Annotated in this window: 18 protein-coding genes and 1 tRNA gene; 7 read left to right on the forward strand and 12 right to left on the reverse strand. The window is 47.4% G+C overall.

The genetic code is table 11. The features are described from left to right. Positions 1-7: 7 nt before the first annotated feature. The 12 genes from JNN12_12795 to JNN12_12850 form a co-directional block, all read right to left on the reverse strand. Positions 8-2512, reverse strand: coding sequence for a TonB-dependent receptor plug domain-containing protein (locus JNN12_12795; protein ID MBL7979210.1), 2505 nt, complete (start codon positions 2510-2512; stop codon positions 8-10). Positions 2513-2806: 294 nt separating this feature from the next. Then, complete coding sequence (locus JNN12_12800; protein ID MBL7979211.1) at positions 2807-6919, reverse strand: helix-turn-helix domain-containing protein; 4113 nt, start codon at positions 6917-6919, stop codon at positions 2807-2809. A 95-nt stretch (positions 6920-7014) separates the two neighbouring features. Further along, entirely contained in the window at positions 7015-9492 is a 2478-nt protein-coding gene (locus JNN12_12805) for a carbohydrate binding family 9 domain-containing protein (protein ID MBL7979212.1), read from the reverse strand. Between the two features lie 219 nt (positions 9493-9711). Continuing rightward, positions 9712-10059: a 50S ribosomal protein L20 gene (gene rplT / locus JNN12_12810; protein MBL7979213.1), complete on the reverse strand. Its 348-nt coding sequence runs from the start codon at positions 10057-10059 to the stop codon at positions 9712-9714. 63 nt (positions 10060-10122) lie between these two features. Continuing rightward, positions 10123-10317, reverse strand: a complete 195-nt coding sequence (rpmI, locus tag JNN12_12815) for a 50S ribosomal protein L35 (GenBank protein MBL7979214.1) — start codon at positions 10315-10317, stop codon at positions 10123-10125. Between the two features lie 130 nt (positions 10318-10447). Then, entirely contained in the window at positions 10448-11008 is a 561-nt protein-coding gene (locus JNN12_12820; protein MBL7979215.1) for a translation initiation factor IF-3, read from the reverse strand. 121 nt (positions 11009-11129) lie between these two features. Continuing rightward, positions 11130-13058 (reverse strand): threonine--tRNA ligase, encoded by a 1929-nt coding sequence (gene thrS, locus JNN12_12825; GenBank protein MBL7979216.1) that lies wholly within the window; start codon positions 13056-13058, stop codon positions 11130-11132. A 144-nt stretch (positions 13059-13202) separates the two neighbouring features. Continuing rightward, a tRNA-Val gene (locus tag JNN12_12830) sits at positions 13203-13276 on the reverse strand. A 107-nt stretch (positions 13277-13383) separates the two neighbouring features. Further along, positions 13384-14748 (reverse strand): aspartate aminotransferase family protein, encoded by a 1365-nt coding sequence (locus JNN12_12835; GenBank protein MBL7979217.1) that lies wholly within the window; start codon positions 14746-14748, stop codon positions 13384-13386. 109 nt (positions 14749-14857) lie between these two features. Next, positions 14858-15493, reverse strand: coding sequence for a GNAT family N-acetyltransferase (locus tag JNN12_12840; GenBank protein MBL7979218.1), 636 nt, complete (start codon positions 15491-15493; stop codon positions 14858-14860). A gap of 60 nt (positions 15494-15553) precedes the next feature. Beyond that, complete coding sequence (locus JNN12_12845) at positions 15554-17080, reverse strand: hypothetical protein (GenBank protein MBL7979219.1); 1527 nt, start codon at positions 17078-17080, stop codon at positions 15554-15556. Continuing rightward, complete coding sequence (locus tag JNN12_12850) at positions 17077-18504, reverse strand: NAD-dependent succinate-semialdehyde dehydrogenase (protein MBL7979220.1); 1428 nt, start codon at positions 18502-18504, stop codon at positions 17077-17079. Before JNN12_12850 ends, JNN12_12845 begins: the two co-directional genes overlap by 4 nt. A gap of 208 nt (positions 18505-18712) precedes the next feature. Between JNN12_12850 and JNN12_12855 the strand changes: the two genes are divergently transcribed. From JNN12_12855 to JNN12_12885, 7 genes are all read left to right on the forward strand, one after another. Beyond that, positions 18713-20011, forward strand: a complete 1299-nt coding sequence (locus JNN12_12855; GenBank protein ID MBL7979221.1) for an agmatine deiminase family protein — start codon at positions 18713-18715, stop codon at positions 20009-20011. A gap of 24 nt (positions 20012-20035) precedes the next feature. Further along, entirely contained in the window at positions 20036-20896 is an 861-nt protein-coding gene (locus tag JNN12_12860; protein MBL7979222.1) for a carbon-nitrogen hydrolase, read from the forward strand. Between the two features lie 114 nt (positions 20897-21010). Further along, positions 21011-21712 (forward strand): hypothetical protein, encoded by a 702-nt coding sequence (locus tag JNN12_12865; GenBank protein ID MBL7979223.1) that lies wholly within the window; start codon positions 21011-21013, stop codon positions 21710-21712. A 226-nt stretch (positions 21713-21938) separates the two neighbouring features. Beyond that, the gene (locus tag JNN12_12870; GenBank protein ID MBL7979224.1) at positions 21939-22562 is read left to right on the forward strand and encodes an HD domain-containing protein; all 624 of its coding nucleotides are present in this window, start codon (positions 21939-21941) and stop codon (positions 22560-22562) included. Positions 22563-22718: 156 nt separating this feature from the next. Next, on the forward strand, positions 22719-23054 hold the full coding sequence (locus JNN12_12875; protein MBL7979225.1) for a hypothetical protein: 336 nt from the start codon (positions 22719-22721) through the stop codon (positions 23052-23054). Between the two features lie 33 nt (positions 23055-23087). After that, positions 23088-23501 (forward strand): T9SS type A sorting domain-containing protein, encoded by a 414-nt coding sequence (locus JNN12_12880; GenBank protein MBL7979226.1) that lies wholly within the window; start codon positions 23088-23090, stop codon positions 23499-23501. Between the two features lie 236 nt (positions 23502-23737). Further along, positions 23738-23950: a hypothetical protein gene (locus JNN12_12885; protein MBL7979227.1), complete on the forward strand. Its 213-nt coding sequence runs from the start codon at positions 23738-23740 to the stop codon at positions 23948-23950. Positions 23951-23956 lie beyond the last annotated feature (6 nt).

Genomic DNA, 23956 nt, shown 5'->3' on the forward strand with positions numbered 1-23956 from the left:
TAACCAATTATATTTTAAAGGTATAAGAAATAGAAGGAATAACAGGAACAATACTCACTTGTCGGTATTGCGTCGTCATTTTTGGTTCTCCGAAAAACCCATCCGGAAATTCATATCTTGTGGACAAATAGATATAAAATGGGTTTTTGTGGTTATAGGCATTGTACGCGCCAAACGTCCACGTCCGTATGCGATTACCCAAAAAAGCCATAGACTTATTGCGATGAATATTGAGGGCTACATCCAATCGGTGCATGGCGGTTGTTCTGTATCCATTCCGGCTCCCATAATCCGTAAGCACCATACGCAGATCGTGCAACTGGCCCCTAAATCCTCCTCCGACAAGCCCAATGGGGTCTCCGGGCAACTGATCCATCCCTCGAAAGCGGGCTTGTGCTAATGTTACGGCATTTCCCGAACCATAGACCCAGTTAAAGGCAAAATCTGCTTTTTCCGATATTTTATGACTCACTACTACGGCGAGATCATGCCGCCGATCGTAGCGATAAGGGAATGTGAGCCCATTGTTCAGATTGGGAAATGTCCGATTACTCCACGAAAGCGTATAACCGATCCATCCGCTGGTTCGCCCCGTTTTCTTTTGGAGAAAGAACTCCAAACCATATGCTTCGCCATTGCCAATTTCCACCTTGTCTTGCCAATCGGTAGTGGGATCGTTCAGGAAGTTTGCCCCTACTTTGTACTCGATCAAGTTTTTCATAGGTTTATAATAGCCCTCGATACTGGCTTCGATGCCTGCTTCCGAAAACACACGTGAGATGCCTAAAGCCGCTTGCCACGCCGATTGTGGCTTCACCCGTTCGGTTGCTGGCAACCAAAGATCGGTTGGAAGTCCTACCCCACTATTGGCCAAAAGGTGGACGTATTGCCGCATTGTCACAAAAGAGGCTTTAAAGGCATAAGCTCCCGTTAAATACCGAAATGCAAAACGCGGCTGAAGAGATGGATAAAATGTTTTCCCTACCTGAAATCCAGAGGCATGTAAGCCCACATTGAACTTCATTTTCTCCGAAATCGCCCAATCATCCTCTATATAAGCCGCCAATTCTGTGGCTTTTGTAAGCGTAGTTTTCGGGGCTAAGGTAGTATCTCTGGGAGCGACACCGGTTTCTTCTGTTCGCAGACTGGCCGCTCCGGGGCGGTATGCGTGCCATATCCCCAATGCTCCAAACTTAATGGCGTGTGCCGGAATTGGCAGATAGTCAAAATCTATTCGCGCACTTTTATCTGTAATCCCAGAAAGATATTGAGCCCGTTGATAATCTCGCTCGATCAATTTGCCATTTTCGGATCGTTTATATTCATATCCGAGGTCTATATTAAAGGTATAATCCGAGTACGTCATCATGGTATTCGCAAAAAGTTGCTTAGAGAACAAGTGATTCCAGCGAAATGTTGTGGTTTGATTACCCCATTTCAAATCGCCCTTGGTACTTTCGGAGGTGGATATACTTAAACCCAGCGCAAGATTGTCCAATTCATTATTTTGGATAATATTCGTATAAGCATGGTCTTTACCAGAGTACGTACTCAAATAAACCCGGTCTTTAGGGGAGATGATATAATTTAGTTTGGCATTCAGGTCATAAAAATAATACCCTACCTCCCCACCCGGCCCTTCGCCTCTTGCATTTAGCGATCGAATGATAGGTCGCGCCAGCACATCCGCATAGGTCCGCCGTCCCGATACCAACACGCTCATTTTGTCTTTGATCAGTGGACCCTGTACGGTAAGCCGCGAAGAGATAATGCCCACCCCGCCATCTGCTTGCCACTCCCGTAAATTCCCTTCCTTCATACTAATATCTAAAACAGAAGAAAGACGACCACCATATCGTGCAGGGAACCCCCCTTTAGTAAGTTCTACGTGTTGTATGGCATCGGTATTAAACACTGAGAAAAAGCCAAAAAGGTGACTGGCATTATAGACAGGCGCACCGTCTAAGAGGATCAGGTTTTGGTCTGGGCCACCACCACGCACATACAACCCGGAGGAGCCTTCCGTTCCCCCTTTTACACCTGGAAGGAGTTGAATGGCCTTTAATAGATCGCGTTCTCCTAAAATGGCTGGCACTTTTCGGATTTGCTCAATTGGCACATCTATGGTACCCATCCGGGTAGATTGGATGATATTTTCTACCCGTTCACCCACAATTTCGGTCTCGTTAGAGGTCGGTTCGGGCGTGAGTCGGATATTCATCACCACATCTTTCCGGTTTGAAATATGTAGGATTTGTACTTTGTAGCCCACAAACGATACCACAATTTTTACCACCTCTGAGGCAGGCAAGGTAAGGCTATAAAACCCATATTTATTGGCTACTGTACCCGCCTTCAGTTCTGGTGCATAGATGGTGGCTCCAATGAGCTTTTCACCGCTCTCGGCATCCTCCACATAGCCACTGATGGTAAAACGGCTCTGTGCGTGTACTCCAATCGGCAGCGTACAGAGGCCAAAGACCACCACAATCCAAAAAATCCAATTTCTCATATCGTTACAAAATAAATAATTAAAAAATGAGCCACACAACACAGTGAAACTACACATCTCAAAAATATACCCTTTTATTTATCAATACAGCCAATCAGAATATTGTAAAGATAACACCATCAAAACCTTGTTGCCGTCGGCATCGGTGAGATATTACAAGGGCGTTGTGTATAGGGCGTGGTGTTTCGTAGAAGGATGCATATTACGGACTCTCTTTTGCTTCTTTGCGTAAGGGCTTGGAAAGAGAAGCCGAGACCTCTTAAATACTTACGCTAACTAAAGTCCCTCTTCATCTTACGCTGAATGATCGGTCTTGCTAAACGTGTTTTTTCTAAACTCCGAAGGCGAAATACCATATTTGGCCTTAAACGCCTTAGAAAACCCCGCCAGGCTATGATACCCTACAGCAAAGGCCACTTCGGTAACACTAACCCCCTTTTCCAAAAGACGTAATGCCTCTTCCATTCGCATTCGATTTAATTGATGGGTCGGGGTTTCATTGGTGAGTTGTTTGACTTTTTGGAAGAGTTTTGCCCTGCTCATCATCAGGATGTCAGCCAATTGATCTGCATCAAAATCTGGATTGCCTAATTGATCGGTCAGGGCTTTTTCGTATGTCTGTAAAAACACCGCATTTTCATCTTCTGGTAAGGCTATATCCGTTTTTGGGGCTTGTTCGGCCAACCATTGCATCCGGAGTTTCCGTGCCAATTCTTTGCGTTGCCCCAATAAGTTGTGTATTTGCAACAGCAAGACATCCATTACAAAAGGCTTTTTGAAATATACATCTGCCCCATATTTCAGACTGCTACGGTGTCCATCTTCGTCGGCGCGGGCTGTAAGCATGACAATAGGCAAGTTTGCGCCAATAGGCCGATTTCGTACATGTTGCACAAATCGCCATCCATCCATAATAGGCATCATCACATCTGCAATGATCAAATCGGGCAAGTGTTCATCTAAGAGTTTTAAGGCCACCGCGCCATTTTCAGCCCAAATTGTACGATATTCTTCTGCAAGTCCATCGGCAATCAATGTTGCAATTTCTTTTTGGTCTTCCACAATCAACACCAACGGTAGATCGGCGTTTTGAGAAGGAGCCCCCATTTCTTGGGGTGTCCAAAAGGGTTCCGGCTCTATTTTCCTCGGACTTGTTCCCAATACAAAGGGTAATGACAGGCAAAAACGTGCCCCTTCGCCCAATTTACTGGTGGCAACCAGATCGCCCCCCATTGCGAAGGCCAGTTCCCGCGAGAGCGAAAGCCCAATTCCCGTCCCCGAATGGTCTATCTCGTGCATACTGGCCCGATAATACCAATCAAACACACGTTTTATTTCGTTTTCTGGGATACCCGCACCCGAATCAGTCACACAAATCTGGCACCCTTCGGTCTTACTGCCTCGTACTTGTACCAAGATCAAGCCTTCTGGCGGCGTAAATTTGATGGCATTCGAGAGTAAATTAGACAAAATAGTACCCAATTTTTCGGTATCTGCCCCCATTTGGAAGGCAAGAGGCTCGGCCTCGAAGCGTATCCGAATGTGTTTTTCGGTAGCCATCTCTCGGAAGTGTCCCTCAATCCAATCTCGAACAAACCCGGGCAAATCGGTATCCACCAACCGAATAGGAACCATACCAGACTCCAAGCGGGCAATTTCCAAGAGTTGATTCACCAATTCCAACAAGCGATTGCTATTTCGCAAAATTGACGCAAAGAGGCGGTGTTGATCTTCCGACACTTGATTCCCTTTTCGCCTCAAATAAGCCTCAACAGGCGTTGAGATCACAGTTAACGGTGTCCGGAATTCATGGGCTAAGTTGATAAAAAGCCGAGATTTGGCTTTGTCTATTTCCTGCAGCTGAGCGGCTTGTTGCCGTATTTGTTCGGTCTGTTCCTGAAGGCTCCGGTTTTGGCGACTCAGCAGGGCTTGTTGATGTGTTATTTCTAGGGTGCGCATGGTGACATTGGCCTCCAACTCGCGTGCTCGTGCCGAAATATTCCGTGTCCGGAATTGTAGCCAACCATTCCCGAACAAGGCTATCCCAAACAATACGAATCCATAAAACCACCATGTTTCAAACCAAAAAGGAGCAATAGAAACAGTTTGCTGAAATATAGTACCCGAAAAGTTTCCTGCAATGCCTGCTTGTAACTCGAAGGTATAGGAACCATGACGCAAATTGGTGTAATTTGCGAACCGGATTTGCGAAGCTGGTCGCCAACTTTCATCGTAACCCTGCAAACGATACCTAAAGACCACATTGTGGGGTTGTACCATTTCGATGGCTGAATAGTGAAACGTCAAATCACGGGCTGTGGCAGGTAGCGCAAGCATTGCATCGGGCATATACCGCCTCCCCAGATTGTCAACGGATACAAGATATACCGATGGTATAGCCGTCGTGAAAGGGATTTGCCGTGGATCAATTTCTACAATACCATTCTGTGTTGGAAAAAGTATTTTGCCCGACATCGTGTAAATACCCGAATTTTGTCGGCCACCATTTCCTTCACGGTTCACCAAGCCATCCCGTTCGCCAAAAGCCACCGAAGAGACATGGCCTACCCGCCCCTTCACAAAGTCGTATAAAGACCGTTTTGACACCCAAAAAACGCCAAAATTTGAATTCATCCAATAACGCCCCATATAGTCATCTATCATACGGTGGACTCCCTGAGAAAAAAGGCCGTGTTGTTTTTTGATCTGTGTAGCACGTCCCACTTGCCCATTTCCCGACAATGCAATATGGCAAATTCCTTGAGACTCCGTGCCCACCCAAACATGATGACGACCATCGCTGATGATTTCCCGTGTTTGGTTTCCACACGGATGCTCTTTTGATAAAACACGTACACCCTTCCCCTTCCGAAAACGAAACAACCCATCGTCGCGCCGCCCAAACCAAACTTCTCCATTATCCACAAAACTGATCCGGTAAACCCCATCCATTGCCTCCCCTTCGGTTGTACGAACCTCTTGCCAGGCGCCATTCCAATCCGAGGCTGTGTATAATCCTTCACCTGTAGCAACCCAGAAATGGCCGCTAGGGGCCTGTTCGATGATAAATACCCCCTGAAAAGGAAGTGGCGGCAAACAAGTACCCACAATACCTTTTGCATTTACTTTACAGCGTTTGGTATCATGTATAAGCCACATTTGGCTGTTGGCATCCTTAAAAGGTTTGCCGTCGTCGCCACTAAAAGGCTTTACAAAGCGTTCCGACGCCATAGTTTTGTTATCAAACTTATAGATATAGCCTAAATTCGTCCCTATCAATAAAACATCTTTATTCAATTGAAATATCGAATAAATATTAGATGCTTCTCCTAAATCTATTGCCCAATTACTAATTTTAGGTGTATAATACATTAAAAGTCCTCCACCACTTGTCGTTACAAGATAATTGCCATTTATATCTTTAATGATACCGGTTATTGGGCTTTTAATAAAATCGAATTTATGATCGTTAATATAAAAATAATTGCCAAAATAATAAGCTGTATTTTTTTGATCTATTTCTCGTCTTACAAATTGCGAGTATGCACTAAATAAAGGATTTACAGACGCATCAAGTTCAAAATGAGTGACAGGGTTACACCGATTCATTTTTAACAGTTGGTTCCCTTGGAAAATATTTACGTATTCAGAAACATAATTTTTCTTCCCTTCTCTTACCACAAATACGTTTTTCATTTCTTTTCTTAACCCACCCTGTTCTAAGCACATCACATCTTTACCAACTCTTTGCACAAATGCTGTAAGGTCTTTTTGAATACTAAAATGATTAATCTTATACCCGCTATCAAGCTCATAGATCGTTCTGAGAGAATTAGATGGAAAATGATAAAACGAAATATTTTTTGAAGAGGCAACATATACCCCATCATCAGATAAGACTCCCCGACTGAAGTAATCTCCGGCTATACTAAATATTTTAATGCCAGATTTATAAACTGAAAACGATTTCGATCCAAGCTCATATAGCAGATTTAATTTTTCATGATACTGAATCCGATGGTCGTATTGCTGATGGATGAAATTTAATTTTTCAATTTTTCCATTCTGATATAAATAATGAACATTGTCTTGCGTCGAGAAAATAATTCCCTCATTCGTTTTAAAGATAGATAATATCCGATTACTCGACAACACAGGAGTATTATCCCGATTGTACACAAAGAAAGTAAATCCATCAAAACGAACCAGCCCTTCTACGGTTGCAATCCAGACAAACCCTTGCCGATCCACTTCCACATCGTTCGCATGGTTTACGGGCAAGCCGTCTGCGGTCGTCCAGACCCGCTTCAGGTGCGTCCCCGTTAAGTTGCGATTGGGTTGCGCAAATCCGTATAAGACAGAAGAAAAGGTCAGTAACACGCCTAAAATGCAAGGCTGCTTGAACATAGAATCATAACAATGAATGAAGATAATTCGGAGGAGAAGTAATATAAATACGTCTTCATTAAAAGTATCTCAAAATGTGGTACCTTTTATCATTCTTAATGACCCAGCGCATAAGACATCTTTACCAATAGAACGTTCGCAGATGAACGTTCAAAGGTATTCCGAACAAAATCCAGCCCACCGATGGTGGTATTATCCTCACTTAATGCACGGTTTTGCGTCCAAACCAAGAATAAAACCGAGCCAGGTCTGAACTCGTAGCGTGCAATGGCATTTAGGTTCACCTCGCTATAATTAAAATGAGGGTTTCCAGAATAAGGCTGTGGCAATGTCCCCAATTTTCCATCGGCAAGTAGTTTCTGAAGGCGCTGATACACACCACGTGCCCAAAAATATTGCCCGTACATCTGAAGACTTAGATTGGGTCTAAAGGTATGAATACCGCGCAGGGTTAAATTTGTATAATCTACGTTGCGCCTACCAAAAACGGCATAGGTCTCGCCCTGAAAGCTATCCTCGTCGGCAAAACCAGTCTCGTTTTTGGTAAAATTCACACCTGGTTCCAAAGCGAGTTGGGTAGCAGAACCAACATTTAGGCTTAGCACAGCCTGAAGACCCCAGCCCCGTTTTCCAAATTGGTCTGCGGAAAGCAATGGGTTTGCCGTAAAGGAGAAAGACTTTCGGGCGTCGCTCCTGACCACACCAAAAAACTGCGCATTAAGTGGTTTACGATATAAGCCATGATCCCGTGATTCATACGGATCATATCCCGCTGTATTCACATTCAATGAAAACGCGGTCAACCACTGATTCTTCCATTGTATTTGCGGGTTGAGGTTAAATCCCTGTTCAAATATCTTTTTCGGACGAAAAACCCTTGAGTGCCATGTAACAGCATTAATGGAAAATTGCTGCATCTTCCCGCCGGGACTTAAATTTCGGTATTGTGTCCATACAAACCCAAAGCCGTCATTGTCTCCTTGTGAAAACCCCATGTCTCCGGCATCAAATCCTTTCGATGTACCCTGCACACCCACTTGCCACAGGAAAGCAGGATGATCGAACGAGCCATACCGGAGTTGCATATGATGACCTTGTTCAGTACCCTCTTCGGTGAGACGGCGGGTTGTGGCCAATACGCCTTCCGTAGAAATACGATAATCATCTGTGTTGTACCGAAAATCCAACGCCCCAGAAAACGCATCTGTTTCACTACTGTCATTACGATTCAAACCCGTAATAATTCCGCCAACATAGGAGCCGGCCCCTTTTAGTGGGCTCTGAAAGCGGGCCACACTATAGCGCCCCGCTGCCGAGGTCTGATATACGAATTCCTGACCCGCCGCCGTAAGCAATCGTTTATGAGTGGCAGGCGTTAGGGCATTCAGTAATCCATATGAAAAGCCATTGTCCCGTTTTCCGCTTAGTTTTACTGCGGCAATAATCGGTGTAGCCACCGGATTACTGCGGATTTTACCTTTTGATTCATCATAACCCTCCGGAAAATCTTCGTACCCTTCTGGCCGTCGCCCAATGCGCCGCGTATAAAACATCTCCGTCCTAGGACCATCACCGCCCAATGCACCCACCGTCCTGAAAATTTCGGTGCCCTCCAAAAAGAATGGGCGCTTTTCCGGAAAAAACGTCTCGAAGGCCGTTAAATTAAGTTGCGCTTGATCGGCCTCAACCTGCCCAAAATCTGGGTTTACAGTCATGGTAAGAATCGTTTTACTAGTGATTCCGATTTGCGCATCGAGTCCGGCACGATATTCTGGAACCAAAGCGTGTTCCCATGCTGGCTCGGCATCCGAGGGCCAGCGTGTTACTCCACCCAAGGCATATGGCGTAACCAAGCGGGTCTTTTTTGGGTTAATGTTTCGGATACCTTCCAACGTACCAAATTGGGAGGTAAAACCCGTTGCCGACCTGGGGATGGGGTTAGACATCGCATCCTCGGCCGTGCGACTGATGTGGCGGTTTACCAAAATACCCCATGTCTGGACTTCGCCCGGCGCAAAACGGAGGGCTTGATACGGAATCCGAAATTCCACACTCCAACCATCTGGCCGTGGTGCAGCCATTCCTTCCCAAAGCGCGTCCCAGTTCATGTCTGGCTCTCCTCCATCATTTTGGAACAAGCCATCCGACTTCACGCCCGCCGCGTTCACCACAAACAAAAACGAGGTTTTCCGGTCTGCATAGCTATCTATCGCAATCCCCACCCCATCCGACTCCACTAACCGATCGCGCCGCGAGAGACGGCGCAAGATGCTATCGGGTTTCCGGTCATAGCAAACAACAGCAATGTATAGAGCATCATTGTCGTATAAAACACGGGCTTCGGTACGCTCGGAAGCAGGCTTCCCTTCATCCGGCTTAAATTGTATAAACTTATCAAAAACAATGGCCTGAGCCCACTCCTCTTCATTCACTTGTCCATCTATTTCCGGTGGAGTAGTGGTACGCATGGCCTGCATAACCGAGCGAGGTACCTGCACAGGAGATTGCTGAGACCACGTAGGAGCCACAGACCAAATCAGTCCTATAAACAATAATGAAAGCACGGATCTCATGACAAATTTGGGTTTGGGGTTATTGGATATAAGACTTTTCATTAACCTGCCAAGTTACACCTTTACAATGGGTTACGTGGGCATATTTTTCCACAAAAACCTCCTACATCTTTAGGTGACAACCAGATAAAACAGGTTTTCGTTTATTTTGTATTTTGTGTTACAAAGAAAAAGCCCCATTCCGAAGAACAGGGCTTATCAGGGGATACTGACTTCCGTTTAGCCGTTCACTTTGCTGACTACTGCGGCAAAGGCATCGGGGTCATTCACGGCAAGATCTGCCAGTACTTTTCGGTTCAGTTCAATGTTATGTTGCTTCAGACCATGAACTAGCCGAGAGTACGTGGTTCCGTTCAAACGGGCGGCGGCATTAATCCGCGCCACCCAAAGGCGGCGGAATTGACGCTTACGCTGGCGGCGGTCGCGATAGGCATAGCCCAGCGCTTTATCCACCGCATGTTTAACGGTTGTGATCAGTTTGCTGCGAGAACCCCAGTAGCCTTTCGCAAGTTTCAGAATTTTCTTACGACGGCGACGGGAAGCCACATGGTTTACCGAGCGTGGCATTTGCGTTTCTCCTCGTTAAATGGTGATTATAAAAGACCGTCCTTTCGGATCGGTTGCGGCGCATTAGGCCTGGAGCATCCGGTGTACACGCGGTGCATCTTGAGGCGAGACCAGCGTGGATTGGTGCAAATCGCGTTTCCGTTTCCGAGACTTTTTCGTCAGGATGTGGCTTGCGTATGCTTTTTCCCGTTTGATCTTGCCGCTGCCCGTCAGCTTAAAACGCTTTTTTGCGCCGCTGTTGGATTTCATTTTTGGCATGGCCGTTAAAGATTTTATGGGTTGGTCTGAAGCCTGCAAAAATTGCAGAATTTCTAAAATACAAAAAGACACACCCACACCCCAATGAAGATCAGGTTAGTCTTTCTAAAAAAACAGGTTAGAGGATGCCTTATTTTTTCTTGACCGGCGAGAGAATAGTGGTCATACGGCGCCCTTCAAGGGTCGGAGCCTGATCCACCTTCGAGATTTCTTTCAATTCGGCCACAAAGCGTTTCAACAACTCGGCTCCTTGGTTGCTATACATGATAGCACGTCCCTTAAATTGCACATAGGCCTTCACTTTGTTTCCCTCAGCCAAAAACTCTTGTGCATGTTTTAGCTTAAACTGAAAATCGTGCTCATCGGTTTGTGGTCCAAAGCGAATTTCCTTGAGAACAATGGTATGTTGTTTCTTTTTGGCCTCGCGCTCTTTTTTTTGCTGTTCGTAGCGGAATTTACCAAAATCAATAATTTTACAAACGGGGGGTTTGGCATCTGCCGAAATCTCCACCAGATCCAACTCCCGTCTTTGCGCCAATTCGAGCGCTTCATCTAAGGTCATGATACCGTGCTGCCCCTCGGTGTCCACTAAACGGACGATGTCTGCACGGATTTGCCGATTAATGCGAGGCCCCTGGTCTCGGTTGCGATCTTTGTCTTGATTTCGCTGGCCCTGAAACTGTTTTCCGATGGCTGTAAGGGTTTAGTTAACGATTTTTGAAGGAAAGTTCTAATATAGAAAAAAACACAGACCCCACAAAGTCCATTTTAGGATTGGGGCTTGTTTTTTAAAAAACGTGCAAGATATTTTTTCAGATATTTATTAATTCATGTAGCATCTTGAAAAATTCGGGTACCGTTTTCACCCCCATATCTCCCTCGCCGTGTTTGCGGACGGCTACGGTGTGGTTTTCGGCCTCTTGTTTTCCCACAACCAGCATAAAAGGAATTTTTTGGAGTTCGGCTTCTCGGATTTTTTTTCCCACTTTCTCGCGACGTTCATCATACTCGGCGCGGAAGCCGGCAGCCTGTAGGTTTTTTACCACATGACGTGCATAATCGTTCTGGGCATCGGTAATAGGCAAGACAATGGCCTGTACGGGTGCCAACCAAACGGGGAAATTGCCCGCACAATGCTCAATCAGAACCGCTACAAAACGTTCTAGAGACCCAAAAGGTGCCCGGTGAATCATCACAGGACGGTGTTTTTGGTTGTCGGCTCCGGTATATTCCAATTCAAATCGTTCGGGTAGGTTATAATCTACTTGTATAGTCCCCAATTGCCATTTCCGTCCGATCGCATCCCGCACCATAAAGTCTAATTTAGGGCCATAGAATGCAGCTTCCCCATATTCAGTTATGGCAGGCAAACCTTTTTCGGCCACAGCTTCGATGATTGCCCGCTCGGCTTTTTCCCACACTTCGTCAGCGCCAATGTATTTTTCTCTGTTTTCGGGATCGCGGAGGGAAATTTGTGCGGTATAGTCCTCAAATCCAAGTTTAGTGAAGACATATAACACCAGATCAATCACCTTTTTAAACTCGTCGCTGAGTTGGTCGGGCCGACAAAAGAGATGGGCATCATCTTGCGTAAAACCCCGGACACGTGTTAGTCCATGCAACTCGCCCGACTGTTCGTAGCGATAGACCGTTCCAAATTCTGCAAACCGAATGGGTAACTCCCTATACGAGCGTGGTTTGGATTTATATATTTCACAGTGATGTGGGCAATTCATCGGCTTAAGCAAATATTCCTCGCCCTCATTTGGCGTGGCAATTGGTTGAAAAGAATCTTTGCCATACTTTTCGTAATGCCCCGATGTAACGTATAGGGCTTTGCTGCCAATATGAGGCGTAACAACAGGCGAATACCCGGCTTCGGTTTGGGCTTTCTTCAAAAACTCCACCAACGTATCTCGCAAGACTGCCCCTTTAGGTAGCCACAGAGGTAGCCCCATTCCCACCTTTTCCGAAAAAGTAAAGAGTTCTAATTCTTTGCCTAACTTGCGGTGATCGCGCTTTTTGGCCTCTTCCAACCGGAGCAAGTGCGCTTCCAACTCACTTTTCTTAGGAAAGGTAATGCCATAAATTCGTGTCATCATCGGATTTGTTTCCTTCCCACGCCAGTAAGCCCCAGCCACCGCCTGTAATTTTATGGCCTTGATGGCCCCTGTAGAAGGAATGTGCGGGCCACGGCAAAGGTCTGTAAAGTTGCCCTGCGCATAAAACGTAATTTCGCCGTCTTGTAGCCCCTCGATCAGTTCCAACTTGTACGGGTCTCCTTTTTTACGAAAATACGCTTCGGCATCGGCCTTGCTTACTTCGTTACGTACAAAAGACACATCGCGCTTCGCCAATTCCACCATTTTAGCCTCTATTTTGGGCAGGTCTTCCGAGGTCAGTTTACGGTCGGGGCCGGGATCCACATCATAGTAAAAGCCTTGTTCGATGGCCGGACCAATGCCAAACAACGTGCCAGGATATAAGGCTTCGATGGCTTCGGCCATTAGGTGTGCAGAAGAATGCCAATAGGTGGCTTTGCCTTCCTCATCATTCCATGTATGAATAGCAATGTCGGCATTGGCTGTAATAGGGCGGGATAAGTCCACTACAGTTCCATTCACCGAGATAGACAAGGCATTCCGGGCCAAGCCCATCGAAATACTTTCAGCAACTTGGCGCCCGGTCACGCCACTTTCATACGTACGGATGGAGCCATCCGGAAGGGTTAGTTGAATCATCTTATAAGTCTGTAAGACGGTAATTTCGGTAAACTTGTTATGTGATAAAACTACGGCAGTTTATTCGTTTTAAGACACATCCACCACAATTTTTACCCAAACAAAAAGAGCGCATCGGGTTTTCCGAAACGCTCTTATATGTTGTGGGTCCTAGTGGACTCGAACCACCGACCTCCACGATGTCAACGTGGCGCTCTAACCAACTGAGCTAAGAACCCGTTTGGAGCGCGAAATATACCAATTCGCGCCCATAGAATGCAATGCCTGATCTGTGGGGTTTGGATGAAAGTAACCATTAGACCATCATCTTCAGCCAAAATCAACCTCAGACAACACTTTCAATTGAGATACCACGCTTTTTATGCGCCCGTTCGATAGCACCTTCGAGGATCGCAAAGCCTTCGCGCAGGTCTTCTTCCGAAATTACCATAGGTGGTAAGAAACGAATGCCATTGGAGAACAAGCCCGCCCGAATGAGGATCAGCCCTTGGGCAGAAGCATCCTTGATGATTTCCAGCGTCAGATCGGGGTCTGGTGCTTTGGTTTCGCGGTCTTTCACAAACTCGACCAAACGCATCGCGCCCAAGCCACGTGCCGCGCCTACCAGCGGGAAACGCTTCACCCAAGAAGAGAGCACTTCTTCCATGACCTCGGCAACACGGTTTCCGTGCGCAACAAAAGCCTCACTGGTCAAGATTTTAAGCGTTTCGATGCCTGCAACCGCCGCAAGCGGTGCGCCAGAGTACGTCCCACCTACTGCTCCCAGATGGGGTGCATCCATGATTTCCGCCTTTCCAATAACGGCAGAAAGGGGCATTCCCGCCCCTACCGATTTTGCGACGGTGACAATATCGGGTTCAACGCCCGTATGTTCAATAGAAAACAGTTTACCCGTCCTGCCAGACCCAGCCTGGACTTCATCGGCAATCAACACAATCCCATGTTTATCCGCTACTTCACGCAAGTACTGCATAAACCGTGGCTGTACCGGAACAAAGCCAGCTTCCCCCTGCACAGGTTCAATCAAAATTGCTGCTACCGCCGAGGGGTCCACATGCGAGACAAGAGCATCCTCGAAGCGCCGGATGGCCCAATCTATGTATCGGTCTTCGGAAAGTTCGGCTGGCCGACGATATGGATTGGGGGCGTACATCCGGTAAATATCACCCACCATCGCACCGTATCCACGTTTAAAGAGGTTATACTTGCTTGTTAGACTCATCGTCAGCAAGGTTCGGCCATGATAGGCACCTTCAAATACGATGATGCCTTGACGTTTTGTATAATATTTTGCAATGTTAACCGCATACTCCAATGCTTCGGCTCCCGAGGAGGACAAAAGGGTTTTATTGGGACCTTTCATCGGAGCAAGTTTATTCAACATCTCCGCCAGTTCTATGGCCGGTTCAAACGTGGTGACCAAAAGCCCTGGATGAATGTATTGCTCGGCCTGTTTCTGAATGGCCTGTACCACCGAAGGCGGGCAATGGCCCGCATTTTGCATTCCAATCCCCCCTGCAAAGTCTATTAAGATGTTACCATCCACGTCTTCTACAATGGCGCCATGCGCCTTTGCCACCACCACTTCGGTAGATTTGGCCAAGCCGTTTGGGAAAGCAGCCGCACGTCTTTCTAAAATTGCACGGCTCATGGGTCCGGGAATCGCTGTTTTAAGTTGAATTGTTGGCATAAAGTCAATGGTTCCGTTTTTCCGGTTTAACGTTAAAGAGGATTCTATTAATGTTTAACTAATGAGATTGAGGAGGTGTACATAGCGAAAGGAACAGGTGGGAAAGAATTTAGACCGACCTTCTGAGAAACGCACCTGCATTTCCGCAACAGGGGTCATCTAGGTATTCGGTAATCAGACTGGTGATGGTAAAACCATTTCGTTCCTGAACCGAGACCGTTGGATCAAAAACTTCGCCATTTTTTACCTTTTCGTAATATTGTTCGATCGTGTATTGGTCGTCATATTGCGAATTATAGGTTTGGTACCCACTCAGCATCCCTACGATAATTTGGCCTTTTAGGCCGAGTCTAAGACAGACCTGATGACGTGCATTATACATTTGCCTCGCCAATCCTTGCCCACGATAATCTGGCGCGACGCCCATATCCATCCCGTATAGCCATTCGCCATTTGGTTCGTGTGTACCGAACCAGAGGTTGTCCGAGATTTCTAAGAAGGTATGGTGTTCGTTGGCATAATGATACCGAATGGCCGAGGCCGAGGCAATGACCTGCCCGTTGTCCTCGATCACCACTTGCCCTTCTGGAAAAAGGCGAATATGGTTCGTAAAATGGGCCGCCGTAATGATTTCCACCTCCGAGAGGGTGGGGTAGCAGGCACGCTGGACCGCCTCCATATCTGCCGCATCTTCAGGCCGGGCTTCACGAACCACCAGCCCCGAAGGCAATGTTGCATAAATCATTTTTGCATCCAAAAGATGGGGGTCGCCCTACACAACCCCCATTGTATAAAAAAGATTCTATTAGGCCGTAAAGCCCAAGACCAAGTAAATCAGGCAGGTGACGGCAAAGGTAATCATTACGAGCGGAATTTGCGTTTGGCCATGCCGAACATTATCCACTTCGGTTGCTGCAGAAACGAGTACCCGTGCATCGGAGTAATAACAACCATGGGCCCCAAAAACCCCTGCTGCAATAATGGCCCCAATCAAGAGATACGGATTAATTCCTGTTGCCGCTGCCACAGGAACCATCAATGGAATGGCAATGGCATACATTCCCCAGTTGTTACCCGTTGCAAACGAAATGGCGCCGAGGCTTACAAAGACCAGCAAAGGTAAAAACCCTTTATTAACATCTTTGATGCTATCCACCACAAATTCGGTCAACCCCATATCATCACCCAATTTTTTGAGGATGTAGGAAAGCATCAGGATGCCAAGTGCAAACACCATGCTTTTGAATCCTTCCCAAATACCATCAGAAAGTTGGTTAAATGTGGCCAAACCACGGCCCCAGTAATAGAGAATGGTGAATACAATGGCGATAAAAATCCCTTTCAACGCATCAATTTCCATCCAGAAGGTAGCGGCAATAAGGACAACAACCGGAACCACAAAGTCAAACCACTGCGCTTTGTGGGCTGTTCCGGAGAGTGGCATCTCGGCCACCATATGTTCGGAGCCATCCGGAACCAACTGGCCGGTGGTTTGGGCGCGCAACTCCGCTTTTGTTAGACCAGAAAACATAGGCAACACCTTAAAAATAACCAAAGGCGCCAAGAAGAGGCTCACCCATGCATATACGTTATAGGGAATTGTCCAGACAAAGCCCTGCCAAGCATTGTCTTCGGTCACTAAATTTGATGTCACGAGCAGTTCTCCCACATAGGCTTGCCAAGTGGACATTGGGATCAGCACCGACGCCGTTACGGCCATCGAAGAAACCACAAACGCCAGCATCTCGCGGGAAATGCGGTGCGAGTCCGTCACCTTCCGCATCGTAACGCCCGCTGTAAGTGCATTCAGATAGTCATCCAAGAACAAGAAAATCCCCATAAACCACGTCACCAAGAGCGCACTCCGTGGGGTTTTGGCATGTTCTTTTAGTTTTTCTCCTACGGCCAGCGCAGACCCGGAAATCATCAACAAAAATATGAGCGATCCATACAAGCCACACACCATAATCACCCATTGCGAAGACTCATCCATCAGCACCGCCATCGTGGTATCCACCGACTTTGTAAAGAAACCGGAGAGCCCATCCGTCATTACAAATCCCACCAAGCATCCAAGCACCAAAGGTTCAAAAGCACGTTTCATCAGGATTGCCGCCGCCACTACCACAATCGGCGGGATTAACGAGAGCCATCCAAAATATTGTTTCACGGCCTCGGCATCTTCTGCTGCTTCTTGTGCAAATACAGCCATCGGAATCAAGGCAACCAAGACCAATACCGCCCCCATCAGGAAGCGTGCGAGAGGCGTTTGTGGAACGGGTGTTCCGATGAGAGAGGTTTTCCGGTTGGAAAATGGGGTAAGAGGTTTCATAAGCCGTAGGAAATTAGTTTTTGTTCAAGGTATTCGTGGAGTCCGTCTTGGCCACATTCCGCACCAATGCCACTGGCCTTCCAACCACCAAAAGGCGCTTCAACTGATTGGGGCGCCCATTCGTTTACCCCCACAATGCCAAATTCAATGGCCTCGGCCACCTGCATGGCATTGCTCAGGTTTTGCGTCCAGATATAGGCCGAAAGGCCATATTCTGTTTGATTGGCAAGGGCAATGGCTTGTTCGGTTGTACGGAATGGGGTAATGGGCATCACTGGCCCAAAAAGTTCTTCATTAAAGATGGGATTATCGGGCGTCACATCTGCCAACACCGTAGGCTGATAAAAGTAGCCTTTTTCAGGTAGTTCCGGAATTCTTCCGCCACACATCAAGCGGGCACCATGCGCAATGGAGCGCTTCACCAAGTCGTCCACATGCACGCGCTGACGTTCATTGATCAAAGGCCCTACATTGCTACTAACCGCCAAGCCGTTCCCCCATTTTAGGGCCACCGTCTGTGTGGTCGCAATTTCCACGAAACGGTCATAAATCGCCTCGTGTACCAAAAAGCGTTGTGGCGAGATACAGACCTGGCCACAATTTCGGAACTTGGCCGAGACCGCAGAGGGCGCCATTTTCTCTACATCCACATCCGGAAACACAAGGACGGGGGCATTGCCGCCCAATTCCAACGAGAGTTTGGTATGCGTCCGAGAAGCACCATCCATCAGCAAACGGCCCACACGGGTACTACCTACAAAGTGGATTTTCCGGCAAGCGGGGCTATCCAGAAACACCTCTCCGATGGCAGGCGCATCTCCGATCACCAAATTGGCACAGCCCGCAGGCAAGCCCGCTTCTTCCAAAGCCGCCGTCATCAGATGCGCCGTCATAGGGGTAAATTCAGACGGTTTGGCCACAAAAGTACATCCTGCCGCCAATGCCGCCGCCCATACCCGTGCTGTATTATAGGCCGGAAAGTTCCACGCCGTAATAATCCCCACCACGCCAATTGGTTGATAAATGACATGTTGGCGCTTGCCATTCCGTGCTGCGGGAATAATCTGGCCATAAGAACGTTTCCCTTCCTCGGCAAACCATTCAAATAAATTTCCGGCAACAATCCATTCGCCTGCAGCTTCCATCAACGGCTTGCCTGACTCCAGTACCGTTTTTTCCCCATACTCATAGGCCCGCTCCCGCATTATTTCTGCGGCTCGTTTCAAAATACCTGCCCGTTCATACGGGTTCATCGCCTTCCAGCCGCCAAAAGCAGCCTCCGCAGCCGCCAAAGCAGCCCGGGCATCTGCCGCCCCGCCAAATGGAATTTGCAAGATGACGGATTCATCCGCCGGATTGATCACCGACCATTCCCCGCCACCTACGGCATCGCACCATTGGCCGCCGATATATTGTTTAAACATGTGATGATTTGTGTTTTTTAAATTTTGGTGGGCTTCCTGTTACTTAAATGTAAAGAAGAATGGTTTAAAATTCAATATTTTTCATTCATATTTTCTTGATTAGACTAAAAGAACTTAAATTGTGTTTGCCCACCCATCAAAGAACAATTTTTGATTCTATGCAAAAAAGCACATAATAACCTTTACAAAACCTTAATCAAAAACAATCATGCGTACCCTCGTGCTCACTTTGTTTATAAGTTTTTTTCTTTCCGCTTGCCAGAAGCCCGCTTCCACGTCCGAACCCCACCAGACAGTTAACACTGATTGGAGAATGCCCGGTGAATTTGAGTCCCAAGATGCTGTGTGGATGGCTTTAAACAACGTGCAACACCTTGCAGATGAGAACAACGAGGATGTAATAGCCCAAATTATCCGTTCCATTATTGAAACCACCTCTGTAAAATTGATTGTCAAAAACGACTCGGCCCTCAATGTTATCAAACCCAAGTTACCCGCAGAAGCCTTCACCAGTGGCAAGATTAAGGTCATCAAAATGGACTATCAGGAATTTTGGGTGCGCGACATGGGCCCCTCCTATTTAGTGAATGGTAAAGGAGGAAAAAAAATGGTGGATCTCAACTTTAACACCTGGGGCTATATCCCTGACACAACCGATGTGCTGGCAGATTTAGACGAAACCGTGGATGAACGAATTGCCAAAATGGAAGGATTAGCGTTGGCTTCCACAGGGATGATTTCGGAAGGCGGGAACCATGAATTTAATGGCAAAGGGGTGATGCTTGCGGTTGCACAATCCGACCAAAGCCGTAATCCGAACCTCACCTTAGACCAAATGGCTGCGATCTATAAACAAAAATACCACCTCAAAAAAGTGATCTGGTTAAAAAAAGGCGTGCTGGAAGACGAACATACCTTCAATGGCCCCATAGACGGCCCCAACGGCCAAAAAGTATATACTGTGGTCACCACCAATGGCCACATTGATGAGCATGTCCGGTTTATTGACGCCCAAACCATTGCCGTTGCCGAAGTGGATCCGAGCGATATGGACGACCCAATTGCCGTAGAGAATAAAAAACGTATAGACGAAAACCTCGAAATCCTGCGGAACGCAACGGATCAGGATGAAAAACCCTTCAAAATTGTACGTATGCCTATGCCTCGCTCTATCATCCGGATGCAAAAGCCCGGAGATGGAACCTACGACTATATCGCAACCATGGAATACAAAAAAACGGGCATCCCTTTTCCCGTTGGCAGACCCGTAGCCACCGTTGCTGCTGCCAGTTACCTGAATTTTCTGATTACGAATGGCCTCATCATCGCCCAAAAATTTTATCGTCCTGGTATGGATCCTGTGTTAAAACAGCGCGATGAACAATCCAAAAAGCAATTGGAGAGCCTTTTCCCCGACCGTAAAGTGATTCAGATAGATGCAACTGCCATCAACTTTGGCGGTGGTGGCATCCACTGTATCACCAAACAGGAACCATCGTCTAAATAATACCCGCCAAACCGAACGAACGAAATGAACGACCTAAGTTCCGTAAAAATCGCTCTTTTGCAGTTATCTTGTGGCCCCGATGTTACCGCCAACGAAGCCAAAACCATCGAAAAAATCCAAGAGGCCGCTACGCATGGCGCACAAATCATCTGCTTGCAAGAGTTGTACAATGCGGTATATTTCCCACAACGGGTGGAAGTAAGTGGGTATCGGTATGCACAACCCTTGCCCAATCCAACAACCCAGTCCCTTTCGGCACTGGCTGCGGAGTTGGGTGTGGTGATCATCGTACCAATCTATGAAGAAGCCCTGCCCGGTGTGTATTTTAATACGGTCGTGGTCTTCGATGCTGATGGCCGCGATCTGGGCAAATACCGCAAAACCCACATTCCAGACGGCCCGCAATATCTCGAAAAGTACTACTTTACGCCCGGAAACCTTGGCTATCCGGTCTTTCAGACCATGTTTGGGTGTATTGCCGTAGGGATTTGCTGGGACGAGTGGTTCCCGGAAGTAGCGCGGATTTTTGCTTTACAGGGCGCAGGCATTATCTTTTATCCCTCTGCGATAGGCTCGGAGCCAGACCGTCCGGATTATTCTTCCGATGCTGCATGGCAAACCGTTATCCGTTCACACGGCATTACCAACGGCGTGTTTATTGCCGCCGTAAACCGCGTAGGAACCGAGGACGAGATGACGTTCTATGGCAAAAGTTTCGTCAGCGATCCCTTTGGCGACCTTCTGGCACAAGCCGGCTCCGATGAAACCATTCTCTACGCCGATTGTGCCTTGCAAAAAATACGGGAAGCCCGTGAACTCTTGCATTTTTTGCGAGACCGAAGAGTGGATACCTATCAACCACTTTTGAATAAATTAATGATTTAGTGTGTATTTAACTTAAATTATTAATAACATAATCCTAATAACTTTTTGTTTTTAATTAAAAACCCTAAATTCCCCAATAACCAATATTCTTATACCAACAAAACTTAAAACGACATGAAAAAAAGACTCTCTACCCTCCTACTCATGATGGCCTTCATGGCCCCAGGGGCATTTGCCCAAGTTGAAGTGGGCGTTACATTCGACCTATACAGCCAATATCACTGGCGGAATGGCATGTTGGGCTATGGCCCCAGTATCCAACCAGGCCTGTCGTTAGGGATTGGTAAATTGTCTGTTAGTGCTTGGGGCAACCTCACCTTAGACAAATTTGCATTTGGCGTACCAGAAGGTAAAACTCATGGCCCCGCCAAAGAAGTGGACCTGATTGCTGCCTACGAATTGGGCTTGGGCAATGCGGGTTCTTTGGCCGTTGGCGCAACCGACTACCTTGTGTTTGCCGATGACGATACGTATCAAACCATAGAGTTGAATGCCACGTGGAGCGGTCCAGAAAACTTCCCACTTAGCATTAATGGCAACCTGAATGTCTCTGGAGACGACGACAAGTCCAATTACGTTCAGGTAAAATACCCCATTACCCGTAACAACCTGACGTTCGAGATCGTAGGCGGCGGCACACTAAGCAAGAGCGGCTACTATGGAACCAATAAAGCAGGTCTTACGGAACTGGGGCTGAACCTCTCGAAAGAAATGAAGTTAGGCCCACTTCCCGCAACTGTTATCCTAAAATTAGTGGCCAACCCCTATACCGAGGAATTTTTCCTCCCGATGTTGGGGATTTCGATCTCTAACTAAGCACACAGGCGTCTATCAGAAAAGCTCGGAGGCTCATTCCGGGCTTTTTTTATGAACACAAAACAAGCACAAAAAGTCCTACTGGTGGTCTTACAAGTCCTTACACTTTCAACCAGGCTCCAGTCATCAAGCCAAAATAGGGCAATACGCAGCAAAAACCCATCTCTTTTTGGCCATACAAAACAAGCAACGTATCTTCACTTTTTTACGTTGAAAACACAACCAAATGGAAGCATGGGAAGCCCAGATTAGGGCATTTTTAGAAAGACAACCCGGCAGTGATGCCGCACACGGGCTTTCACACATCCAGCGGGTGGTGAAAACAGCCAAAGTCTTGGCCGTTACCGAAGGCGCCAATTTGGCCGTAGTGACTCCCGCCGCTTGGCTCCACGACTGTGTACATGTCGAGAAAACAAGTCCGCTTCGTTCTCAAGCCTCCCGCATTTCTGCACAGAAAGCCGAGGAATTTCTAAAGAAAATTGGCTATCCCACCAAGCATCTCGCAGACATACGTCATGCCATAGAGGCGCATAGCTTCACGGCCAATATCCCCCCCGAAACCATCGAGGCCAAAGTGGTTCAAGATGCCGACCGCTTGGATTCCATCGGCGCGGTGGGACTGGCCCGCTGCCTCATGCTCGGTGGTGCTTGGGGCAAGCCGTTATACAGCCTCCAAGACCCCTTTTGCACGCAACGCCCGCCCGACGATGCCACGTTTACCATAGACCACTTTTACACCAAGTTGCTCTTATTGCCAGATAAAATGCAAACCGAAACGGGCCGAAAAGAAGCAAAATGCCGGGCCGATTTCCTGCGGGCTTTCTTGACACAATTGGCGATGGAAGTATAGTCCCTTAAGTTTGGGTAAACTGAATAATTAAGTTTTGTTTTGGTATGTAGGTATATAGTATTTTAAGGTTTCTCTTTAATGCAAAAGCGCCAAACAAATGACTGCCTTTCTATACCACTTGTTTTTTGGATGTGTTAACTCCTCCCTTTTGGGGTGATGGCCCAAATCCCTACGACTCCTGCTACACCGCTTGAAAAAGCCTTAGATGCAGACGGTCGCCTCCGCCGCAACCTGCCCGCCGGTAGCTACGAGGCCAAGGGCTTCCGCATGGTGCAGGACGCAAACGGCGCACCGCGCTTTATCCCCCAAAGCACGCCCACCGACGATGATGCCAACTGGGACAGCCGCTTTGAAAACCAGGATGCTGTAACTGTGATTTATGCCCTTGCCAAAGATGCACAAGGCAACCTCTATGTAGGCGGCGAGTTTTTGCAGATAGGCGGCGTAAAAGCTAATAACATCGCCAAATACAGTCCAGCGACCAATACATAGGCGGCACTCGGACAAGGCACGAATAATACGGTTTTGTCTCTTGCCGTCCTCGGCAGCGAACTCTATGTGGGCGGCGAGTTCTCATCGGCTGGGGGCAAGATATCGCCGCGCTTGGCGCTCTGGCACACCCGTACATCTGCTGCACAATCGCAAGAGACCGCCCTTCCCACCCAATCCAGATTATCCGCTGCATATCCAATGCCTTTTTCTTCTGAGGTTCGGATTCCGGTCACGCTGACCGCTCCTCAGCGCATACAAGTAATGGTCTATGACCTATTGGGGCAGCAAGTACGTACACTCCTTCAGGGGCATCTGGAAGTTGGTCAAACGTCGGTTGTATGGGATGGGAAAAATGACGCAGGTAACGAATTGCCCAATGGAGTGTATTGGGTTCGGTTGCTAACCCCAACGTCCTCTCACACAAAGCAGGTCATACGAATACGGTAAGACCGCATGAGGACCTACCAAGACTTTGCACCACTTGCTTGGCTTTAGCTGGTGCAGAAACGTTTACCGCAGCCTGCTGAAAATTACACTCCTTAAGCATATCCTTGCGGCTTTTCCGCGTAATTGTTCCCTTAGGCGGTCTGCTCCGCGTCCTTCCACACAGCATGTTTTTGCGTGAAGGTGGGCGGCGAATAAACGTAGATCATAATACAATGCCTACATGAGACAAACAAGTTTTGGGTTATTTTTTGCCCATTCGCCTGTTATCGGGGGTACTGGCAGGACAAGATGAGCCATCCTTGGCGTTGTTTGCCCTTGGGCAACTGGCTCCCGATTTGTTCGGGGAGCAACAAGACCCCTCGATACCAAGAAGGGCTTTATGCTATCAAAAAAGCCCTTTCAAAGAACCTGAAGACAAATTCGCAGATCCTCCGGATGGGATTGATTAACTTGCA

The sequence above is a fragment of the Bacteroidetes Order II. bacterium genome, from assembly GCA_016788705.1.
In the GTDB taxonomy this organism is placed as follows: domain Bacteria; phylum Bacteroidota; class Rhodothermia; order Rhodothermales; family UBA2364; genus UBA2364.